Source organism: Blautia sp. HCP3S3_B11, from assembly GCF_052064435.1.
Taxonomy (GTDB): Bacteria; Bacillota; Clostridia; order Lachnospirales; family Lachnospiraceae; genus Blautia_A.
In genome coordinates this window covers 1-18,596 of record NZ_JBQHVP010000031.1, presented here as the reverse complement: position 1 = coordinate 18,596, position 18,596 = coordinate 1, and the positions used below count along the sequence as shown (strand labels likewise).

The window sequence follows — 18,596 nt, the reverse complement described above, 5'->3', positions numbered from 1 at the left end:
TTACCGGTTCTCTCCCCAGTTCTTTTTCCAGTTTTTCCCTTGCGCTATAAATCTTGACACAATTTTCTTTCAGGCTCCTGCTTACTTTTAAGATTCCATCATCCCGAAGATATCTCTTAATCTCACCTGCGATCATCGGGATAATGTATTATAGTGGAAATTTTGAAATTTCCTTTATCCAATAGGGTAATTATCTTGAATAAGATATATGAAATTTTACACGCAAGAAGATGTATCCCCTTGCGATGTATTAACTATAGAAATGTAATTTACTGTCGTGTCAAAAGATCATTATACTCAATTTCAACATAATCATTCGATATTTTGATCTTCTTGATATATTCACGTACAGTCTTTTGTCTTTCATTAAAAGACATGAACTCCCAGCTGTCAGCAACACTTTTGAATGCTTTCGCTCTTGCTGCCATATCTTTAGCTCTTGTGTTCTTTAAGGTGTACTGTTCAATCTGTGTATTCAGATTTTCCAGTTCCTTGTTAATCTCACCAATCGTCTCCAACAGGACATTGTTATTGGTATCAGATGCATATAAATTATACAAAGATTTCAGCTTTCCTTCAAGAACTGTTTTTCTCTGGTTCATAGCTTCAAATCCCTTTTGATTTTGCTGTTCTGATTTTCCCTCAATTATTTCATATTCTTTTGATAATTTCAGCATATCATTAACAACAACTTCTTCAACTTCAGCTGCATCTAACTTTCCATTCTGACAATTAGGATTCTTAACCAGGTGCGGCTTGCTATGATCTAGTGAATAACAATAAATCATCACTCTTCCGCCACTCCATTTTTGATAACGCATCTTCGCACCACATAATCCACAATATATTAAGCCTGTTAGTAAATACTGTGATTTATGAGAAGTTGCTCTTGTTCTTGTTTTTCGCAATTCCTGAACTTCATCGAATAATTTTTTATCAACTATCGGTTCGTGAAGACCATCAACGATTTCCTTATTATATTTAAGCTTTCCAATGTATGTCACCCTGGATAACATATCGGACACTTGCTTGTCTCCTTTTAAATCAAACATCTTTGCCAGTGCATACGTGGAATAACCTTCCTTATACAATGCGAAAATCTTTCTGACTGTTTCTGCATCTTTATTTGGTACAAGAACATCATCGCCATTATTATAATCATAACCAAACGGTGGTTTCGTACCACGCCATTTTCCAGTTTTGATTCTCTCTGTAATTCCCATCTGTGTACGTTCACGAATATTTTCTCGTTCATACTGAGCAAATACAGATAAAATACCTACCATAGCTTTTCCATATGGTGTTGTTGTATCAAAATTTTCATTTAATGAAATGAATCCAACACCATTTGCTTCAAACACATCTTCCAGAAGATAAATCGTATCTTTCTGACTTCTGGACAAACGGTCAAGTTTAACAACTACAACAGATTCAACTTTGCCTTCTTGAATTTCTTTAATAAGACGTTTCATCTCCGGTCGGTTCAGATTACTTCCCGAATAACCACCATCAATGTACAGATCATAATTATCAATCTCCTGGTAATTACAATACTTTTCAAGTTTCTCTGTCTGAGCACCTACTGAATATCCTTCTTCAAACTGAACATTTGTAGAAACTCTGATATATAATCCTGTTTTTTTATTATTTGAGGTATTCTTTCCGATTCTTATGTTTCTCACCTCTCTCTTTCCTCCTCTCAAGTACAATATACCATCCTTCAGAAATAATTTCTACTTATTTTATAATTTAATGTACGTTATATGAAATTTCTTTTTCAGATGCATCGACTTTAATATTATCAACTGCTCCCATCTCTTTATTCATCTGATATAATATCTGACGAACCACTGGGGAATCCAATCTGAATCTTTCTAAATCTTTATCTTCGATTACATTACCATTTGCGTCATATCTTCTTACAATTTTTAATGCCATCGCAATCCCTCCCTTTATAAATCATATTCAATCGTCTCTAAAAAATCACCAGAAACGCTCGTCCTGTATTGTCATTCTTTTGTGTTATCAACATTTAACGACGTCATTTTCTGTTGAATTGTCGAAAGCGGAAATATCAGTTCCCTCTTTCGTTCATTCCCATCTGAATCCGTACTGCTTTCAGTACCCGATCCAGGCTCCACTTGTTCACTCTTCCGCATTTCTCAATAATACATTTCGTAGAAATGCTCATAACCTGTTCAGCCAGTGCCAAACTTCCTTTTCGTATTCCCGTCATATCACATTTACTGATAAATACATGTGTTGGCAAATACCGTTTCTTATATATTCTTGATGTCAGCGGAACTACCGTTATGACTGAACTGTATGTATTGGCTTTATTATTGCTCACTACGATCACCGGTCTTACACCACCCTGAACAGATGTTGTAGGAAACATACCGAGATCTGCCCATAAAATATCTCCTCTGCGGATTGTCATTTGTCCTCTCTCCAATCTATTATTTTTATTTGTAAAGCATCCATAGCGCTATATTGGCTCCACAGGAATACGGCAGAGTTTCTTTCCCATAAGGAAAGCTCTGCCGTATAACCTCTATAGCCAATTTGATTATTAAACAGTGCTCGCTCGATTCTATTTATCCTCGATACCCCGAATCGTTACTCCCGCATATGCAAGAAGGGAATAATAACCTGCCCGAATGCATACTCCAGACCACAACCCGAAAACTCTCGTTTCCAGGCTCCAGCAGTTCATAGGTTTACCAGTTACAGACTTCTCAGGATCTGCAAGTGTATCGCATCTCACACATGTCATCGCATCACCAGCCTGCCGACTGGCTTTGGTCAGTGCTTTTTCGCAGCATTATTGACTCTAAATAGTTTCTTACGTCCTTATAATCCTATAGCGGCATCTTCCTCGTGCTCACTGTATGAAATGTCACGTCAGTTATTATTGGATATTCAGTTATCATGGTGCAATTTAGGGAGTCCTTAAAGCTCCTCTAATTACTAAAGTCAAATGACTTCGGCAGATGCAAAAAATTTTCAAAACTTTTTTAAAAAAATTCTTTCATATACATTTCACGCATTTTATTAAGGATTGTTTTCAGTTTGTACGCTAATACCTGTCTGGAAATCCCCATAATCTCTGCCATCTGTGTCTGTGTCTTATTTTCAAAGAAAATGCCATAAATAATCATGCGTTCCTCGGTATTCTGCTGATCGATCACTTTGTGAATATCCTGCTGTTCCATTTTCGTCAGTACACTGTGCTCCACGTCACAATTCAGATCCGGGAAATCCTCAATCATGAATCCTTCTCCATCAATAGACTGTCCACTGTAAGGTACCTCCCGCAGCATCTTATCCACGACTTCCCCCAGTTCGTTCTTAATCTCAACTTTTTTTGCCTTGCTACTTCTGTAAAAATTATTCATCGCATACGCAACTTCTTTTGTAATCTTGATCATTTCTCCATCAATATTTGCGTAATACTTTCCTTCTTAAAAATATGGATGTTCAATATACATATCCGTTCCTCCTGAATTTGAAATCTCGTTGCTCGTTTCAAATCCAGAAGGCGGACCTCTGTTTAGGATCATGCCTGCTCCGCCTTTATCCTGACGGGATACGCCCGCAGTTATTGGCTGAGAAATTCAGGCACGAAAAAAAGCCCCAGTAGTTTTTTCTTAACTACTGAGGCTTTCGTCTCTTTATTGTATTCAGTTATCTATGCCTTCTTTCATCAGCATAATCATTGTATCAGGATAAAGTTCACAAAGTATCCGCAATACGTTTCCATAAGTTCATGTCATTATTAGAATCGTACATATTTCAGTGTAAAAAGTTCACTATGCAAATTCTGATTATTTATAGTTAATATGTTCTATCAAAATGACTAATTTCTGTTAACTGAAGCCTGATGTGATTTCTGTTCGTCAGACCAAAGATTTGCCGCCACCTTCCTTCTGATTTCACCTCGCGATGGACACCCTACTTGGTCTTGGCTGTATCCTTCCCACTACTAGGGCAGATTGGGGACTTTCACCCGTTAGAAACGTGCGCCGCAAGGCGCACATAAAAAACCCTGTTGCTCACGCACCAGGGTTTTTGTTTATCTCTCCGTATTTAAAACAAGATTAGGCTTCTATTCAACTTCTGAAAACTGATCTTTTCCAACATTACATAATGGGCATTCAAAATCTTCCGGAACATCCTCCCACTTTGTTCCTGGTGCAATACCACCTTCCGGGTATCCAACCTCCTCGTCATACTCCCATCCGCAAACATCACATACATATTTCATTATTGAATCCTCCTTTTAAAATATTGTTCATTCACAGCTATTTTGCTTTTGTATCCTTATTACTCTATAGTATTCGTATGCACAAAGTTTATTTTAACATTTCCATAATCCATGTAAATTACAGTATGCATATACTTCCTCCACCTGCTCTCCGTCACAAAGACAGAAATCTGCAACCGGCTCCTGTCCTGGATTTAACTGTTTTCTATAAACACCCTGATTGGTATTTAATGTAATCCATTCAATAAAGTGTTCTTCAAGCATTGGATGTTTGATTTCTCCAACAACAACATGAACCAGATTACCGTCTAGTGTATATACCGGTACATGCTTTTCAACTGCGGCATCTGTTACTCCGGCTTTCAGTTCCGGCATCAGCTCTCCACAACAAATTACAGGTACACCTTTGTCTTTACCTTTTCAATAATGTTTCCACAATGCTTACATACATAATATTTTACTTCCTTGTCTATTCTCCCTTAATAATTCTCTGCACGTACTTCAAAATAACTCTGCGGATGATTGCATACCGGGCATACCTCTGGAGCCTTTGTTCCGACTACAATATGTCCGCAGTTACGGCATTCCCATACCTTAACTTCGCTCTTTTCAAATACCTGTGAAGTTTCGATATTCTTAAGAAGTGCACGATATCTTTCCTCATGGTGCTTCTCAATCTCACCTACTGCCCTGAATTTTGCTGCAAGCTCAGGGAATCCTTCTTCCTCAGCTGTTTTAGCAAAGCCATCATACATATCTGTCCACTCATAATTTTCACCTTCTGCCGCTGCCGCCAGGTTTTCCTTTGTATCACCAATTCCTGCTAATTCCTTGAACCACATCTTTGCATGTTCTTTCTCATTATCTGCAGTCTTTAAAAACAATGCTGACATCTGCTCGTAACCTTCCTTTTTCGCTACAGAAGCAAAATAGGTATACTTATTTCTTGCCTGTGATTCCCCTGCAAATGCCTCCTGTAAATTCTTCTCTGTCTGTGTTCCTGCATATTTGTTTGCTGCCATCTCTTTTACCTCCGTTTTCTTTACTACTTTTTCAAAATCTGATGCCGGGTGCTTGCACAAAGGACATATAAAGTCATCTGGTAATTCCTCGCCTACATATTCATATCCGCAAATTCTGCAACGCCATATTGTCTGACTGTCCTCTGTTTTTCCAACCTCCTGTGGCTTAGGCTTAATATTATTCTGATAATAATCATATGTTACTGAAGGAACATTGCTTAAAACTTCCATATCAGTTATCTCACCGATAAACATCGTATGTGAACCCAAGTCCTCTGTTTTAGTAACTGTCACAGAAATGTATGCATTTGTACCTTCTGTAATATAATAAATACCATTTGTGCCCCTGGCACACTGCTCAAATGCTTCAAACTTATTGGTATCTCTTCCTGATTGGAAGCCAAAATGTTTGAACAATTCAAATTGTGCCTTCTGACTTAAGACTGATACAGTAAATTTTCCGGTTCTTTGAATCATATCATGCGTATAATTTGCCTTATTTACACAGATACTTAACTGGTTTGGTTCCGAAGCTGCCTGAATAGCTGTATTAATGATGCATCCGTTATCTTTTTCTGCTTCTTTAGCGGTCAATATAAACAGTCCATAACTCAACTTATACATTGCTTTCCTATCCATGCTGTTCCTCCTTTACCTTCTCCCTGCATTTCGGGCAAATGCCTTTAAATGAAATATCATAATCCACAAATTCAATTCCATGAGTGTTATGAATTCTTTCCAGCAAATCCGGTATTTGATCCATATCCACATCAAAAATTTCACCGCACTTTATACATCTTACATGGTAATGATTTTTCAATATAAAATCAAATCGGTTCGGTCCATCCGGAACTTCAACCTTTCTTAATGCACCTTCCTCTACCAATATATCAAGATTTCTATATACAGTTCCTTTTCCAATTGTTGGATATGCTTCTTTTATAAATTCATACACTTCATTTGCCGTAACGTGTCTTCTCATTTCGTATACGGTATTTCTTACAAGATCTTTTTGAATGGTATTTCTCCTACTTGTCATTCGTCCTACTTATTAGGATTAGTTCTTAATAAGGATTATATACCACTATTATCCTGTTGTCAATAAAATAGTAATAATTCTCATTATTATTATTTTATTTTGCGTTCAAATACATATTCTGAATCTGAAGATAAATCAGACCTAAACGAATATCCGAGTCTGTCAAATTTCTGAATATCCACCGGATTTTCAATATTATTTTCCGCTATGAATCTGACCATTTCACCACGAGCCATCTTGGCATAGGTACCTTTTGTTACCAATTTATCTCCGGATAACTCACAAAATACAATCGTAATATATCTGTCCTGTGGTGTCAGATACTTTTCTATACATTTTGAGTATTCTTTTGATGCAAGATTAATGATAATCCTACTGTCATCGATTACTGAGCGGTATAACAATTCTCCCCAGTACTCATACAGATTTTTTGCATCTCCAATTCCAACCTTTGCCTGCATTTCAAGACGATAAGGAGTCACACCATCCATTGGTTTTAAAATGCCATAAAACGCAGACAAGATTCTTAAATGATTTTGCAAATACTCAAACTGCTGGATTTCAAACACAGATGGTGCCATATATTGAAATGCAATCCCTTCATATGCTAAAACAGCCGGAGTAAGCCTGTTATAAAGATCCATATTTTCCAATCTGTTAAAGTTCTGCTCTGCAATCTTGTCATTACATTTCCAGATAGCTTTCAGTTCTTCTTTTGATTTGCTTTTCATCCAGTTTAATACTTCTGCTGTCTTATCAATATAGACAGGCAGTTCAACCGGTGCTAAGTTATCGGTATCTACAATCATCTTTTTTGCAGGTGATAAAATAATCTTCATTATGCCAATTCCTTAAGCATATTTTCAGGATCATCTGCCGCCTTGACTTTATCATTTGCCTTTATAATGATTCCCTGCTCATCAATAAGATATGTAGTTCTTACTACACCCATAGATACTTTTCCATAATTTTTCTTTTCTTTCCAGACATCATATGCTTCAATAACTTTACGCTCCGGATCTGCTAATAGCGTAAATGCCAGTCCGTATTTTTCTTCAAATCTCTTGTGAGACGCTACAGAGTCCTTGCTTACTCCGAGAATAACAGCTCCCTTCTCAGTAAACTGTGGATAACGCTCTGAAAAGCCACATGCCTGCTTCGTACATCCTGGTGTATTATCCTTTGGATAAAAATATAAGATCACTTTTTTTCCTGCATAATCGCTTAATTTATGCACTTCTCCGTTCTGATCCGGCAATTCAAAATCCGGTGCTTTTATTCCTAACTCTAACATTTACTATTCCTCCGCTTTTGTATTTTTCACCTGTTTTCTTGTTCTTTTATTACCCGAAATCATTTTATGACCAGAATAGACTGCCATAATCATGCATATCAGAGAGCCAAATGCAAAGTATTTGTGTGCTGCTTTTAGCCCTTTATATCCTGTATAAAAAGTTCCAATCATTGTGATTAAAGCTACTACTGACCAATATTTATGTGCTTTCATGTAATTTCTCCGTTTTTCAGTGTATTCAATTCTAATTATACGCTACCACATTCCTATGTCAATTTGATAATGGAATCTTCCTATAAAATTTTTCAGAATATCATGGTTAAAACTATGTATTGTTATCATTGAATTTTTTTTTGAAAAAATCTGACAAAAAGCTTTCTTTCAAGAGATTACTATTTAATCTCTTTTCCATCTATATATAGTTGAAATTTATCAGGATTATTAACAACATCATAGTCCTTTCCATATTCTATAGGTCTGTATTCGGCTGTCATTACTGATTCCCCGTCTTCAATATCCTCTTTCCATAAATAGATGTTCATATCAAGACTCGTCGCATATCCCCTGTCTGTGGAGAATTTTGTCGAATAAAAAGAATCATCCTTGTACATCTGCAAAAGCTCTCTTGCAAACGCTTCTCTATCCTCAATATTTTTCCGGTTAGCAACCACGGTAATATTTTCATCTCGATTTACGGAAAATGTTCCAACTACATCCGGTTCGCCTTCCTTATGACCAGATTCAGATTTCCCATAAATACTTCCTGCAGCAATTATCAAGATCACTGCTCCTGAAATCAATGCAATTATCTTTTTCTTCATATTTTTATTTTCCTTTTAGTTTTTTTACTGCGTAATTGATTACTTCTTCCGGTGTAGGTCTTTCTCCTTTAAGTGTCATTTTCTTCCATTCTTCCTGCACAGCCGGATCAGGATTATCAAATCCTGCATCTATGGCTATCTGCATTTCTCTGCGTACTTCTTCTGGTGTTGTGTTGTACTTTTCTGCAATCTTCTCATATATAGTTTTCTCTCTCATTCATTTTCCTCCGATATATAAGTGGAATTATATCTTGTTCTATAAAATCAATTTAGCATATTTCTATTGGCATGAAAAGAGACTTTACAACTTAAAATTGGATAAAAAGGACAAAAAAAGAAGAGCTGCTTGCTCTTCCCATATAGTAGTAAAATAATATGTCATGCCAGCGCAATATATTACCTAGAATATCGCTATAACAGGAAAGGGGCTGCATTATGACAGCCCCTAGTTTACTTCATCACGTTGTCTACATTCTGAATGAACTCGTTCCCTGGTTTATTTTAGCATCGGTCTGGATTTTGTTTCATAAAGATAAATTTTGCCACAGAGCGGTCGTATGTTTTAATGTGTCCAAACAGCCAGTCGATTACATTTTTCTGTACAAGTTCACTGAACCGATCTGTTGGTCCTTCATACTCCTGAAAGTATTCATACAGTTCCTGAATTGTCTTTTTAAACTCTTCATGTTTTTCATAATGTTTTTCACGCTCTGGATAACCGGATTTTTCCTGAAGCTTTTCCTCTTCTTTGAAATGAAAGTCAGTATATTCATCCAGATAATCCAGCATTTTGATTGCTTTTACTTTGCTGTCGCCATTTTGACAGGCAGTTACAAAGTTCTGGATACGGTCGATCAATTCTTTATGCTGGGTATCAATTGTTTCATTTCCTGTTACTAAATTGTCATCAAAGGTAATGTTTAAATCGTAAGTCATAATTTGACCTCCATTTCTTTTATATGTTCTCTTAGGATCTTTTAATGTCTGGCAGTTTCGTACCTGCATTTTCTGCTTAGTCTTCTACAGGAACGAAAACATCTTTTCCTAATCCGCAGATTGGGCATGTCCAGTCATCTGGAATATCCTCAAATGCAGTTTCTGGATCGATACCAGCGTCTGGATCTCCTACTGCCGGATCATAAATATATCCACATGGTTCACATTCATATTTTATCATAGTCATTTTCCCTTTTCAATGTCAATTTATTTTTGTTACCAAGTTCCTAGCAATTTTTCTAACACTTTGTTTCTTGTATATCTGTATTATACATGATAATTATTCTCTTATCAATAATAGTAATTATTATTATTATTGTGCTTAGCATAAACTGATATTTGAATTGCAAATTAGGTCAGTTTACAAGGAACTACACGCAGACCGTGAAACGGGCTGCTGACAACAAACGGCGCTATGCTCCCGGCTGGGTGCATAGCACCTGTTTGTTGCGGGGGTTTCCAAAGGGGGCAGCGCCCCATTTGGCACACGACTTTGCGGAGCAAAGTGTAGTGTGTTATACGCTCTGTCGGCGTTGCCCTGAAAATACCGTTGCCGCCGGGGAGGGCAAGGGCATTTGACGCGGCAGGAAAGCAGGGCTTTGTTTGGGGCTGGTAAGCCGGAAACAAAGGGCTGATTTCAGCAGCAGACAGGGCGTATTATGAAAGCCCCCGTCCCTCGTCCTCCGCCCCCGGCCTATGGGACAAAAAGTCCCAAAGCTCTGGACACCGTGACCAGATGTGTGGCCACACTCCGGGAAAAGTAGCAGGACGGCAGGAAACCGTCAAGGCTGAAATGAATGGGCTGACGCCCGGCCTTGACCGTTCCCCGCCGCCCCGCTGGATGGGTGGACAAGGTGGCCAATCCCTAAAAGTGTTTGGCCGCACTCGTTCATTTTGGGGCCTTTCTTCTCCCAAAATTGAAATGGGCGGGAAAGCCCTAAAATGGCTTTCCCGCCTTGATTACCCATTAGCAAAGACGGGCGAGACTGTCAACGGCGGCGCTGAAAGCGCCGTTCATCTTGACCGTTGACTGGCTCGCCTGGCTTTGCTACTGCCCGTAAGAGATGGAAAAACAAGATGGAAAACAAGGTTAAAAATGGTTGACAAGTCTATCGGATGTGTGTTATACTGTGCGACAGTTTGAGATTGGAAGGAGGCTTACGTGTGTTAATTTGTGTACGCTAATAAGCAATAAAAAGTAGAAGTACCTTTCCACATGATGGTGGGCTTTTTTTGCGTGCGTATGCAAAGGAACACGTAGGTTTGACACGAGCAGTCTTTGAACTGTATCGTGGTGTTTTTTCGTGCTTTGTTGTTATGCAGGCGTCTGCCCTCTCTGTGGGACAACGCCTGCTTTTTATTGCAGAAACAAAGGAACAATGCAATAAAAAAAAAAAGGAGGTTCGCATTATGACCCAAAACAACAATTCATGGAGAAAAACTTATTTTACACTTCTTGCCGGACAAGCAATATCCTTTATTAGCAGCGGTATTTTGCAAATGGCCATTATCTTTTATTTGGTTGCGAAAACTAATTCTGCAATCATATTGACGGCGGCAACACTGATTGGATTTTTGCCGCAAGCCTGTTTAGGCCCGTTTGCAGGTGCTTTTGTTGACCGGCACAGCCGTAAAAGCGTAATGATTGGTGCGGATTTGATAATTGCCGCCGCTGGCGGTATTCTGGCGCTGGTGGCGTTTTACATGGAATTGCCCGTATGGTCTATTATGGTTGTCCTGTTAATCCGAAGTGCGGGAACTGCTTTTCATTCTCCAGCATTCAGCGCAGCAACACCTATGATTGTGCCAAAAGAGGAACTTACAAAATGCGCTGGTTACACGCAGACCATGCAAGCAGTAAGTGCGATTATCAGTCCAGCTGCCGCAGCGTTTTTATATGCTGTTTGGCCTCTTAATGCAATTATATTGTTAGATATTGTGGGTGCAATCCTTGCCTGTGTGACTGTTGCGATTTCGTCCATACCAACGCCTGAACTATGTCCAGAAACGAAAAGACAACAGTTTTTACAGGATATGAAAGAGGGGTATGTGGTATTAAAGCAAAACAGGGGCCTCTTTGCTCTGCTCTGGATTGGTGTAATTTATATGTTCTTTTATATGCCAATCAGTACGCTTTTTCCTCTCATCTGTATGTCATACTTCAAAGGAACACCGGCCCATGCCTCTGCCGCTGAAATTGCTTTTGCGGTTGGTATGCTGCTTGGCGGAGTCATTCTGAGCATTTGGGGCGGTTTTAAGAAACGGCGGTACACCATCGGTCTTTCCGTTCTCCTGATGGGCGTTAGCATTATGCTCTCCGGGCTTTTGCCGCCAGACGCATTTCTTGTCTTTGTTGTGTGCTGTACTGTTATGGGAATTTCCGCTCCATTTTACGGTGTGCAAAATGCGATTTTTCAAGAAACGGTCAAACCAGAATATCTGGGGAGAGTTTTTTCTCTACTGACAAGCGCCGTTTCCCTCGCCATGCCGTTTGGCCTTGTCATTTCCGGGCCTCTGGCGGAGCGGCTGGGAGTTGAGAAATGGTTTGTCATTTGCGGAATTGGCATTATCATCGTTGCGCTTGCCGTATTTTTACTACCCGGTTTGAGAGAGATTGACAATACGCAATAATCAACTGCACCTTTTTCTATTACTAAACAAAATGCCTGGATGGTGGTTCTGAAAAACCAGAACCGCCGTTCAGGCATTTTTTATCTTCGTCCTCTCTGCGGTTTTGGATTCTTCAGCAAGTCGGATTTTTCCGCAATCTTTTTCAGCCACTTCCGTTCTTCTACTGACAGCTTCCTAAAATTCAGCTTGAGCCGTTTGCAGATAAACGCCAAGTACGCTTGTTCCGTGTCGCTGTCCTGGCTGACGATTTCACCAGCAGTTTCCAGCATTTCTTTTAGCGGGTTATCCTCTGGGACGCTGAAAAAATCGTCCTTGTGTGTTTCCCGCAGAGCAAGGGCAATCCCGTTTATGTCCCGTTGTATCACATAGCGGCAAAACTCGTCCTCATCAATATGGGCGGTGATAAGCTGTCTTAACTGCGTATCACTCATGCCAGGATTATGCTTTTTTATAACAGTTGCGCTCATCGTGTCCACTATGGCGTTTGCACCCTGCGCCTGTTTCAGTGCCGTTCCGTTCACATAGATTTCAAGGTCAGCCATCAGCCGGGGGAAATCCGGGTGCGCCGCCAGCTCACACAGCAGGGTATTGTCTATCCTCCCGCTTTTCAGCAGGTCAATCATTTCATCACTCAAACGCAGGTCTGCAAGATCGGCGTTTGGGTGATTTTTCATTTCAGACAGCCCCAGCAGATAATCAGCGGTCACACCGTAAAACTTCGCCAGCCGGATAAGGGCATAGTGGCTGATGTCCTTGAAGTCTTCCGTTTCGTAACTGCCCAGCGCAGACTTGGAAAGCCCGGTCTGCTCCGCAAGCTGCCCCAGCGTCAAGCCACGCTCCACACGTAGGTCTTTTAATCGCTCTTGTATGGATAAAGACATATTCACCCTCCTTGCTAGCTCAACGAAAGAGAAGCCGTTATGCTATGTACTATGCTCATAGCATAACGGCATAGGCATTTACAGTTTTATTTTACCATTTGCTACATCTTCACGAAATTTATCAACAAGCTTCGCTGTCAGCTTGGATTTACCGTAGTGTTCAAGTACAAAAGTACGATAACTTTTTCCATCTACAAGCACATCACTTTTTCTGGTCAACAACCAATTTCCGTTACCTCCTCCCTGTTCTCTAATATTCCAGTCTTTCCCATATCTTTTATAGATTTCATCTTTTTTACCTTGAACAGACATTGATTCGCTTGGAATATAAACAATTTGCATAATAGCTCCTCCTTTATTTTGTGCAAGAAGACCAGAAACCTGAATTTGTCTTTTATCTTTTTTTGATTATATCACAAATCCGAGAGCGTGGAAATAGGGAGTTTTTCAGGCTGATTTCCTACCTCTTGGATATACGGCACAGGCGGTCAAAAAGGTGTAGACTTGGGATAGTTCATCGATGGACAAGCACCTTGGAAACAGAACACGCCAAAGAAAACGGAGGGACGCATGAGCAAAAGACCCTATCAACACCTGCCGCCGCTGGAACACAGGCCGGACGGCTCCCCCTACCGCATAACCCCGCCCCAGAAGAGACGAGCCAGCGGCCTGATACGCCGGGAGTGCTGCAACTGCGAGGACGGAAACTGCCTTGCGCTGGACGATGGCGACACCTGCGCCTGTCCGCAGATGATTTCGTTCTCCGTCTGCTGCAAGTGGTTCCGCTGGGCGGTCTTGCCGCTGGACAGGACGCTGGAAGCGGAGATTTACCGGGACAGGGACTTGAAACGCTGTGCGGAGTGCGGCGGTGTGTTCGTCCCGAAGTCCAACCGGGGCAAATACTGCCCGGACTGCGCCGCCAGAGTTCACAGGCGGCAGAAAACAGAAAGTGAACGGAAAAGGAGGTCTGCTGTGGACAGTTAAGAGCGGGAAAAGCCTTGATTTGCAAGGCTCCGCAAGCCCTCAACCGGGGCGGCTGGTATCATTTATCATTCGCCCCGGAAAACGGGCCTCTAACCGTCCACAAAACACGCTATGACAAACACGATTTATATTCACCAGCCGGAAAAGGCGTTCAGTTTCACCCGGCTCCCCAATTTCCTTTTTGAAGCACCCACATTCCAGCCCTTGAGCAACGAAGCGAAGGTGCTGTATGCCTTTGTCCTGCGCCGGGCGGAGTTGTCCCGGAAGAACGGCTGGGCGGACGAGTACGGGCGGGTCTACCTGTACTACCCCATCTGCGAGGTGGTCGCTTTGCTCCGCTGCGGGCGGCAGAAAGCGGTCAACACCCTGCGGGAGTTGCAGTATGCGGGGCTGGTGGAAATCCAGAAACAGGGCTGTGGAAAACCCAACCGCATTTACCCGAAATCCTATGAAGCGGTTCCAAACACCGACTTCAAGAAATCCGGTTATGGTACGCCGGAGGGCTGAAAACCGTACTTGGCGAGTACGAAAATCAATCCTCTTGAAGTACGGAAATCTGACGGTATATAGAAATACAGAGATTAAAACCATCTATTTACATTCATTCCATTCCAATCCTATCAGAGATATTTTCGGCGGGAAAACCCGCCGGAAAGGAATGGAATGGGGAAAGGAGTTCAATGGCACAACACGCAATTTTGCGATTTGAGAAGCACAAGGGCCACCCGGCGGGGCCGCTGGAAGCCCACCATGAACGGAAAAAGGAGCAGTACGCCAGCAACCCGGACATTGACACCAGCCGGAGCAAGTACAATTTCCACATCGTCAAGCCGGATGGCCGCTACTACCATTTCATTCAGAGCCGCATCGAGCAGGCCAGATGCCGCACCCGCAAGGACAGCACTCGGTTTGTGGACACGCTGATTACCGCCAGCCCGGAGTTTTTCAAGGGCAAGTCCCCAAAGGAGATAGCGGCCTACTTCCAGAGGGCGGCGGACTTCCTCATTGACCGGGTGGGCCGGGAGAACATCGTTTCGGCTATGGTACACATGGATGAAAAAACGCCCCATCTGCACTTGGTCTTTGTGCCGCTGACAAAGGACAACCGCCTGTGCGCCAAAGAAATTATCGGCAACCGGGCCAATCTGACGAAGTGGCAGGACGATTTTCACGCCTGTATGGTGGAGCAGTACCCCGACCTGGAGCGTGGGGAAAGCGCCAGCAAGACGGGCCGGAAGCATATCCCCACCCGGCTGTTCAAACAGGCGGTCAACCTCTCCAAACAGGCGAGGGCCATTGAAGCGGTTCTCTCCGGCATTACCCCGCTGAACGCCGGAAAGAAGAAAGAGGAAGCCCTCTCCATGCTGAAAAAGTGGTTTCCGCAGATGGAGAACTTCTCCGGGCAACTGAAAAAATACAAGGTCACAATCAATGACTTGTTAGCGGAAAATGAAAAGCTGGAAGTCAGGGCAAAGGCCAGCGAAAAAGGCAAGATGAATGACACGATGGAACGGGCGAAGTTAAAAAGCGAACTGGACGATATGCGGCGGCTGGTTGACCGTATCCCGCCGGAGATTTTAGCGGAACTGAAACGGCAACAGCGGCAGCATGGAAAGGAAAGGTGATCTTATAAGTAATATCAGATACAAAAAGGAAATCGAAATCGTGACTTTTCAGGGAAAGGAAATCACACTGGAAAATCTCTCCCCGGTGTTCACGCCGGAACAGGAAGCAGCCAAACGCCGGGAACTGGAACAGCAGCTTTATGAGGTGTTCCGCAAGTACGCCGACAAGCGGGAGAGTGAGGAAGCCGGGACATAAGGTTTTCCAAACCCATCATTGATTTGCGGGGCTGCTGGCGGTATAATAGAACTGTCAGCAGCTCCGTTTCTTTTTTAAGAAAAGGAGCGACAATATGAACAATCGGATAGACGCAATCTATGCAAGACAATCGGTAGACAAAAAGGACAGCATTTCCATTGAAAGCCAGATTGAATTTTGCAAATACGAGTTGAAAGGCGGTAACTGCAAGGAATACACAGACAAAGGGTACAGCGGCAAGAACACAGACCGTCCGAAGTTTCAAGAACTGGTGCGGGACATCAAGCGGGGCTTGATTGCAAAGGTCGTGGTTTACAAGCTCGACCGTATCAGCCGTTCCATTCTGGACTTTGCCAACATGATGGAGCTGTTCCAGCAGTACAATGTGGAGTTTGTGTCCTCTACGGAAAAGTTTGATACCTCCACGCCGATGGGACGGGCCATGCTGAATATCTGTATCGTGTTCGCCCAGCTTGAACGGGAAACGATACAGAAGCGGGTAACGGACGCTTACTACTCCCGCAGTCAGCGGGGCTTTAAGATGGGCGGGAAAGCCCCTTACGGCTTCCATACGGAGCCTATCAAGATGGACGGTATCAACACAAAGAAGCTGGTGGTAAACCCGGAGGAAGCGGCCAATATCCGGCTGATGTTTGAGATGTACGCCCAGCCCACAACTTCCTACGGGGACATTACCCGGTACTTTGCCGAACAGGGGATTTTGTTCCATGGCAAAGAGCTGATACGCCCCACGCTGGCGCAGATGTTACGCAATCCTGTCTATGTGCAGGCAGACCTTGATGTGTACGAATTTTTCAAAAGTCAAGGTACAGTCATTGTCAATGACGTTGCCGATTTTACGGGCATGAACGGCTGCTATCTGTATCAAGGGCGAGATGTAAAGGCCAGCAAGAAAAACGACTTAAAAGACCAAATGCTGGTACTGGCTCCCCATGAGGGTATCGTCCCCTCCGACACCTGGCTGACCTGCCGCAAGAAGCTGATGAACAACATGAAAATCCAGTCTGCCCGGAAAGCCACCCACACATGGCTGGCAGGAAAAATCAAGTGCGGGAATTGCGGGTATGCTCTTATGAGTATCTACAATCCCTCCGGCAAACAGTATCTCCGCTGCACGAAACGGCTGGACAATAAAAGCTGTCCTGGCTGTGGGAAAATCATCACTTCGGAACTGGAAGCGGTTGTTTATCAGCAGATGGTAAAGAAGCTGGCAAGCTACAAGACGCTGACAGGAAAAAAGAAAGCGGCAAAGGCAAACCCGAAAATCACCGCCCTGCAAGTGGAACTTGCCCATGTAGACAGCGAGATTGAAAAGCTGGTGGACAGTCTGACGGGGGCAAACAATGTCCTGTTCTCCTATGTGAATGTGAAGATAGCGGAACTGGACGGGCGCAAGCAGGAACTTCTGGCAAGGATAGCGGAGTTGACTGTGGAGGCCATCAGCCCGGAACAGGTCAGCCAGATTTCCGGCTACCTCGATACCTGGGAGAATGTATCTTTTGATGACAAGCGGCGTGTGGTGGATTTGATGATCACCACCATAGCCGCCACAAGCGACAGCTTGAACATCACATGGAAAATCTGACTGGCGGCACCCCTCCCGTCAGATACCTACCCTGTGTAGTCCCTTGTAAACTGTACTTTTACATATTGTATATATCATGGGAATAGTTGAATAAAAAAATGAACTCTATTCATTAAAGACAGAGTTGCTGGAAATTATTTCTCTCCAATAACTTTTTTCGTCTTTAAGTCCTTGAAACCCCTTTTATAAAATCGCTGTAATGGTCTTCATAATACATCTTCTCAATATCATGAAAACTTGCCTCCGGCTCGACCGCTCCCCAATTCCTAAGTGTCTCATCCAAAGGATTCTGGACATATCCTCGGTAACAGTCCCAATAGATATTCTGCTTTTCCCTCTCCGCATCAATATGCTCACTGTTGGCAATATCGAATTTTCTGTCATTGTGCTTCGGATTATAAACACCATGTTTCCCCGATCTGCCATTATGCCTTGTAGCTCTCATTCTTCTGATTCCCCCTTTCATCCATTCTGCATTTTTTCATTTTTGTTTTTCCCATTCTGCCCTTCTCTGCGGTCTTTCCATTATCTGCCTCTTGCGTTTCACAAGCTTTTTTCATGTGGCGGGCATTCCCGAAAATGATTTTGGGTAACACAATTTGCCAGATAATACCCAGTATGACTTGACGCAGGCATCAAATCACTGGGCAAGGCGTTTCACCCTTGACCCGATAATGGGCTTGTCTCCGCTTCGCTCCGGTCGGTGCTAAACGAGCGCCACTGGCGCTCAGCACCCCTTAACCCCAGCATGGAGCTGCCGGTCTCCGCTCCGCTTCAGTCGGTGCTAAACGAGTGCCACCGGCACTCAGCACCCCTTTGCATTCCCTGCACAAAGGGCTCCGCCCTCTGCACACCCGCCGGACAAAATGTAATTTCTGCTACTGTCCCATCTGCCAGAATTTCCGTTTCGCCCGGTTTTTTCAAAAATCCTCAAATCGGATTTTCTCAAAAAATAAGAGCCGACACTTTGTCACTTTTTTGGGAAAAAGTCCAATCGCATCGGCTCTCATATTTGACCTAATCGGTCATATTCAGTTTTTCTTTACATCCTCTCTGAGCATTAATGAGCAAAACAAAAGGCACCAACTTTTTACGGTTGATGCCCTTTGGGTTACTCACTATTCTCTTTTCACAAAACTGAAATTGAACAAAATCGCTGCGCGATGGCCTGCCAAGGCTGTGGCGCAGTTTTCTACTTTTTCTAAAATAGGCAGTGACAGGATTGTCCCAAGAT

At 42.6% G+C, this 18,596-nt stretch carries 26 protein-coding genes and 3 pseudogenes; 6 read left to right on the top strand and 23 right to left on the bottom strand.

Translation table 11 applies throughout. From position 1 onward, the window contains the following. The 18 genes and pseudogenes from ACTNC0_RS17575 to rd all read right to left on the bottom strand — a co-directional run. Positions 1-148: pseudogene (locus ACTNC0_RS17575) on the bottom strand (RNA polymerase sigma-G factor); the annotation flags it as partial. A 121-nt stretch (positions 149-269) separates the two neighbouring features. Then, positions 270-1,682, bottom strand: a complete 1,413-nt coding sequence (locus ACTNC0_RS17570) for a recombinase family protein (RefSeq protein WP_118576035.1) — start codon at positions 1,680-1,682, stop codon at positions 270-272. A gap of 67 nt (positions 1,683-1,749) precedes the next feature. Beyond that, a complete protein-coding gene (locus tag ACTNC0_RS17565; RefSeq protein WP_441088402.1) occupies positions 1,750-1,938 on the bottom strand; it encodes a hypothetical protein in 189 nt (62 codons plus the stop codon). Positions 1,939-2,074: 136 nt separating this feature from the next. Then, positions 2,075-2,440: a type II toxin-antitoxin system PemK/MazF family toxin gene (locus ACTNC0_RS17560; protein WP_441088401.1), complete on the bottom strand. Its 366-nt coding sequence runs from the start codon at positions 2,438-2,440 to the stop codon at positions 2,075-2,077. 153 nt (positions 2,441-2,593) lie between these two features. Beyond that, entirely contained in the window at positions 2,594-2,776 is a 183-nt protein-coding gene (locus tag ACTNC0_RS17555; protein WP_441088400.1) for a hypothetical protein, read from the bottom strand. A gap of 241 nt (positions 2,777-3,017) precedes the next feature. Then, a complete protein-coding gene (locus ACTNC0_RS17550; protein ID WP_441088399.1) occupies positions 3,018-3,431 on the bottom strand; it encodes a sigma-70 family RNA polymerase sigma factor in 414 nt (137 codons plus the stop codon). A 677-nt stretch (positions 3,432-4,108) separates the two neighbouring features. Further along, a complete protein-coding gene (locus ACTNC0_RS17545) occupies positions 4,109-4,267 on the bottom strand; it encodes a rubredoxin (protein ID WP_117456460.1) in 159 nt (52 codons plus the stop codon). Positions 4,268-4,360: 93 nt separating this feature from the next. Beyond that, positions 4,361-4,740 (bottom strand): annotated as a pseudogene (locus tag ACTNC0_RS17540) (desulfoferrodoxin family protein). A gap of 6 nt (positions 4,741-4,746) precedes the next feature. Further along, positions 4,747-5,289, bottom strand: coding sequence for a rubrerythrin (gene rbr, locus ACTNC0_RS17535; protein WP_256292718.1), 543 nt, complete (start codon positions 5,287-5,289; stop codon positions 4,747-4,749). 18 nt (positions 5,290-5,307) lie between these two features. Then, positions 5,308-5,928: pseudogene (locus ACTNC0_RS17530) on the bottom strand (flavin reductase); the annotation flags it as partial. Then, the gene (locus tag ACTNC0_RS17525) at positions 5,921-6,328 is read right to left on the bottom strand and encodes a Fur family transcriptional regulator (protein WP_055151682.1); all 408 of its coding nucleotides are present in this window, start codon (positions 6,326-6,328) and stop codon (positions 5,921-5,923) included. The pseudogene ACTNC0_RS17530 and the gene ACTNC0_RS17525, both read right to left, overlap by 8 nt. A gap of 89 nt (positions 6,329-6,417) precedes the next feature. After that, positions 6,418-7,167, bottom strand: coding sequence for a peroxide stress protein YaaA (yaaA, locus tag ACTNC0_RS17520; RefSeq protein ID WP_441088398.1), 750 nt, complete (start codon positions 7,165-7,167; stop codon positions 6,418-6,420). Next, positions 7,167-7,622 carry a thioredoxin-dependent thiol peroxidase gene (gene bcp / locus ACTNC0_RS17515; RefSeq protein ID WP_024854727.1) on the bottom strand — a complete coding sequence of 152 codons (456 nt, stop codon included), beginning with the start codon at positions 7,620-7,622 and terminating at the stop codon, positions 7,167-7,169. Before bcp ends, yaaA begins: the two co-directional genes overlap by 1 nt. Positions 7,623-7,625: 3 nt before the next feature. Then, a complete protein-coding gene (locus ACTNC0_RS17510; RefSeq protein WP_029732087.1) occupies positions 7,626-7,835 on the bottom strand; it encodes a DUF6219 family protein in 210 nt (69 codons plus the stop codon). 179 nt (positions 7,836-8,014) lie between these two features. Continuing rightward, entirely contained in the window at positions 8,015-8,443 is a 429-nt protein-coding gene (locus tag ACTNC0_RS17505; RefSeq protein ID WP_441088397.1) for a hypothetical protein, read from the bottom strand. 4 nt (positions 8,444-8,447) lie between these two features. Further along, entirely contained in the window at positions 8,448-8,660 is a 213-nt protein-coding gene (locus ACTNC0_RS17500; protein WP_024720749.1) for a sporulation initiation factor Spo0A C-terminal domain-containing protein, read from the bottom strand. Between the two features lie 284 nt (positions 8,661-8,944). Beyond that, positions 8,945-9,379: a bacteriohemerythrin gene (locus tag ACTNC0_RS17495; protein ID WP_441088396.1), complete on the bottom strand. Its 435-nt coding sequence runs from the start codon at positions 9,377-9,379 to the stop codon at positions 8,945-8,947. Between the two features lie 76 nt (positions 9,380-9,455). Then, on the bottom strand, positions 9,456-9,620 hold the full coding sequence (gene rd, locus ACTNC0_RS17490; RefSeq protein ID WP_020993356.1) for a rubredoxin: 165 nt from the start codon (positions 9,618-9,620) through the stop codon (positions 9,456-9,458). 1,229 nt (positions 9,621-10,849) lie between these two features. Here rd and ACTNC0_RS17485 point away from each other — a divergent pair. Next, a complete protein-coding gene (locus ACTNC0_RS17485; protein WP_087016711.1) occupies positions 10,850-12,070 on the top strand; it encodes an MFS transporter in 1,221 nt (406 codons plus the stop codon). Positions 12,071-12,150: 80 nt separating this feature from the next. Here ACTNC0_RS17485 and ACTNC0_RS17480 read toward each other — a convergent pair whose 3' ends face one another. After that, a complete protein-coding gene (locus ACTNC0_RS17480; protein ID WP_002575858.1) occupies positions 12,151-12,951 on the bottom strand; it encodes a helix-turn-helix domain-containing protein in 801 nt (266 codons plus the stop codon). A gap of 78 nt (positions 12,952-13,029) precedes the next feature. Beyond that, positions 13,030-13,293 (bottom strand): hypothetical protein, encoded by a 264-nt coding sequence (locus tag ACTNC0_RS17475; protein WP_002575859.1) that lies wholly within the window; start codon positions 13,291-13,293, stop codon positions 13,030-13,032. A 228-nt stretch (positions 13,294-13,521) separates the two neighbouring features. Here ACTNC0_RS17475 and ACTNC0_RS17470 point away from each other — a divergent pair, with 228 nt between their 5' ends. The 5 genes from ACTNC0_RS17470 to ACTNC0_RS17450 all read left to right on the top strand — a co-directional run bounded on the left by ACTNC0_RS17470 (position 13,522) and on the right by ACTNC0_RS17450 (position 17,362). Then, the gene (locus ACTNC0_RS17470) at positions 13,522-13,935 is read left to right on the top strand and encodes a cysteine-rich VLP domain-containing protein (protein WP_002575860.1); all 414 of its coding nucleotides are present in this window, start codon (positions 13,522-13,524) and stop codon (positions 13,933-13,935) included. A gap of 111 nt (positions 13,936-14,046) precedes the next feature. Continuing rightward, positions 14,047-14,442 carry a replication initiator protein A gene (locus ACTNC0_RS17465; RefSeq protein WP_002575861.1) on the top strand — a complete coding sequence of 132 codons (396 nt, stop codon included), beginning with the start codon at positions 14,047-14,049 and terminating at the stop codon, positions 14,440-14,442. A gap of 173 nt (positions 14,443-14,615) precedes the next feature. After that, the gene (gene mobV / locus ACTNC0_RS17460) at positions 14,616-15,560 is read left to right on the top strand and encodes a MobV family relaxase (RefSeq protein WP_002575862.1); all 945 of its coding nucleotides are present in this window, start codon (positions 14,616-14,618) and stop codon (positions 15,558-15,560) included. A gap of 40 nt (positions 15,561-15,600) precedes the next feature. Beyond that, entirely contained in the window at positions 15,601-15,756 is a 156-nt protein-coding gene (locus ACTNC0_RS17455; RefSeq protein WP_002575863.1) for a hypothetical protein, read from the top strand. A gap of 94 nt (positions 15,757-15,850) precedes the next feature. After that, complete coding sequence (locus tag ACTNC0_RS17450; protein WP_002575864.1) at positions 15,851-17,362, top strand: recombinase family protein; 1,512 nt, start codon at positions 15,851-15,853, stop codon at positions 17,360-17,362. A 163-nt stretch (positions 17,363-17,525) separates the two neighbouring features. On the opposite strand, the gene ACTNC0_RS17445 is transcribed toward ACTNC0_RS17450, so the two are convergent. From ACTNC0_RS17445 to ACTNC0_RS17435, 3 genes are all read right to left on the bottom strand, one after another. Then, positions 17,526-17,807 carry a hypothetical protein gene (locus ACTNC0_RS17445; protein ID WP_441088395.1) on the bottom strand — a complete coding sequence of 94 codons (282 nt, stop codon included), beginning with the start codon at positions 17,805-17,807 and terminating at the stop codon, positions 17,526-17,528. Beyond that, positions 17,788-17,922 carry a hypothetical protein gene (locus ACTNC0_RS17440; protein ID WP_441088394.1) on the bottom strand — a complete coding sequence of 45 codons (135 nt, stop codon included), beginning with the start codon at positions 17,920-17,922 and terminating at the stop codon, positions 17,788-17,790. Before ACTNC0_RS17440 ends, ACTNC0_RS17445 begins: the two co-directional genes overlap by 20 nt. A 457-nt stretch (positions 17,923-18,379) precedes the next feature. Next, positions 18,380-18,596: hypothetical protein (locus ACTNC0_RS17435; protein ID WP_441088393.1), on the bottom strand; the 217-nt coding region annotated here is incomplete at its 5' end.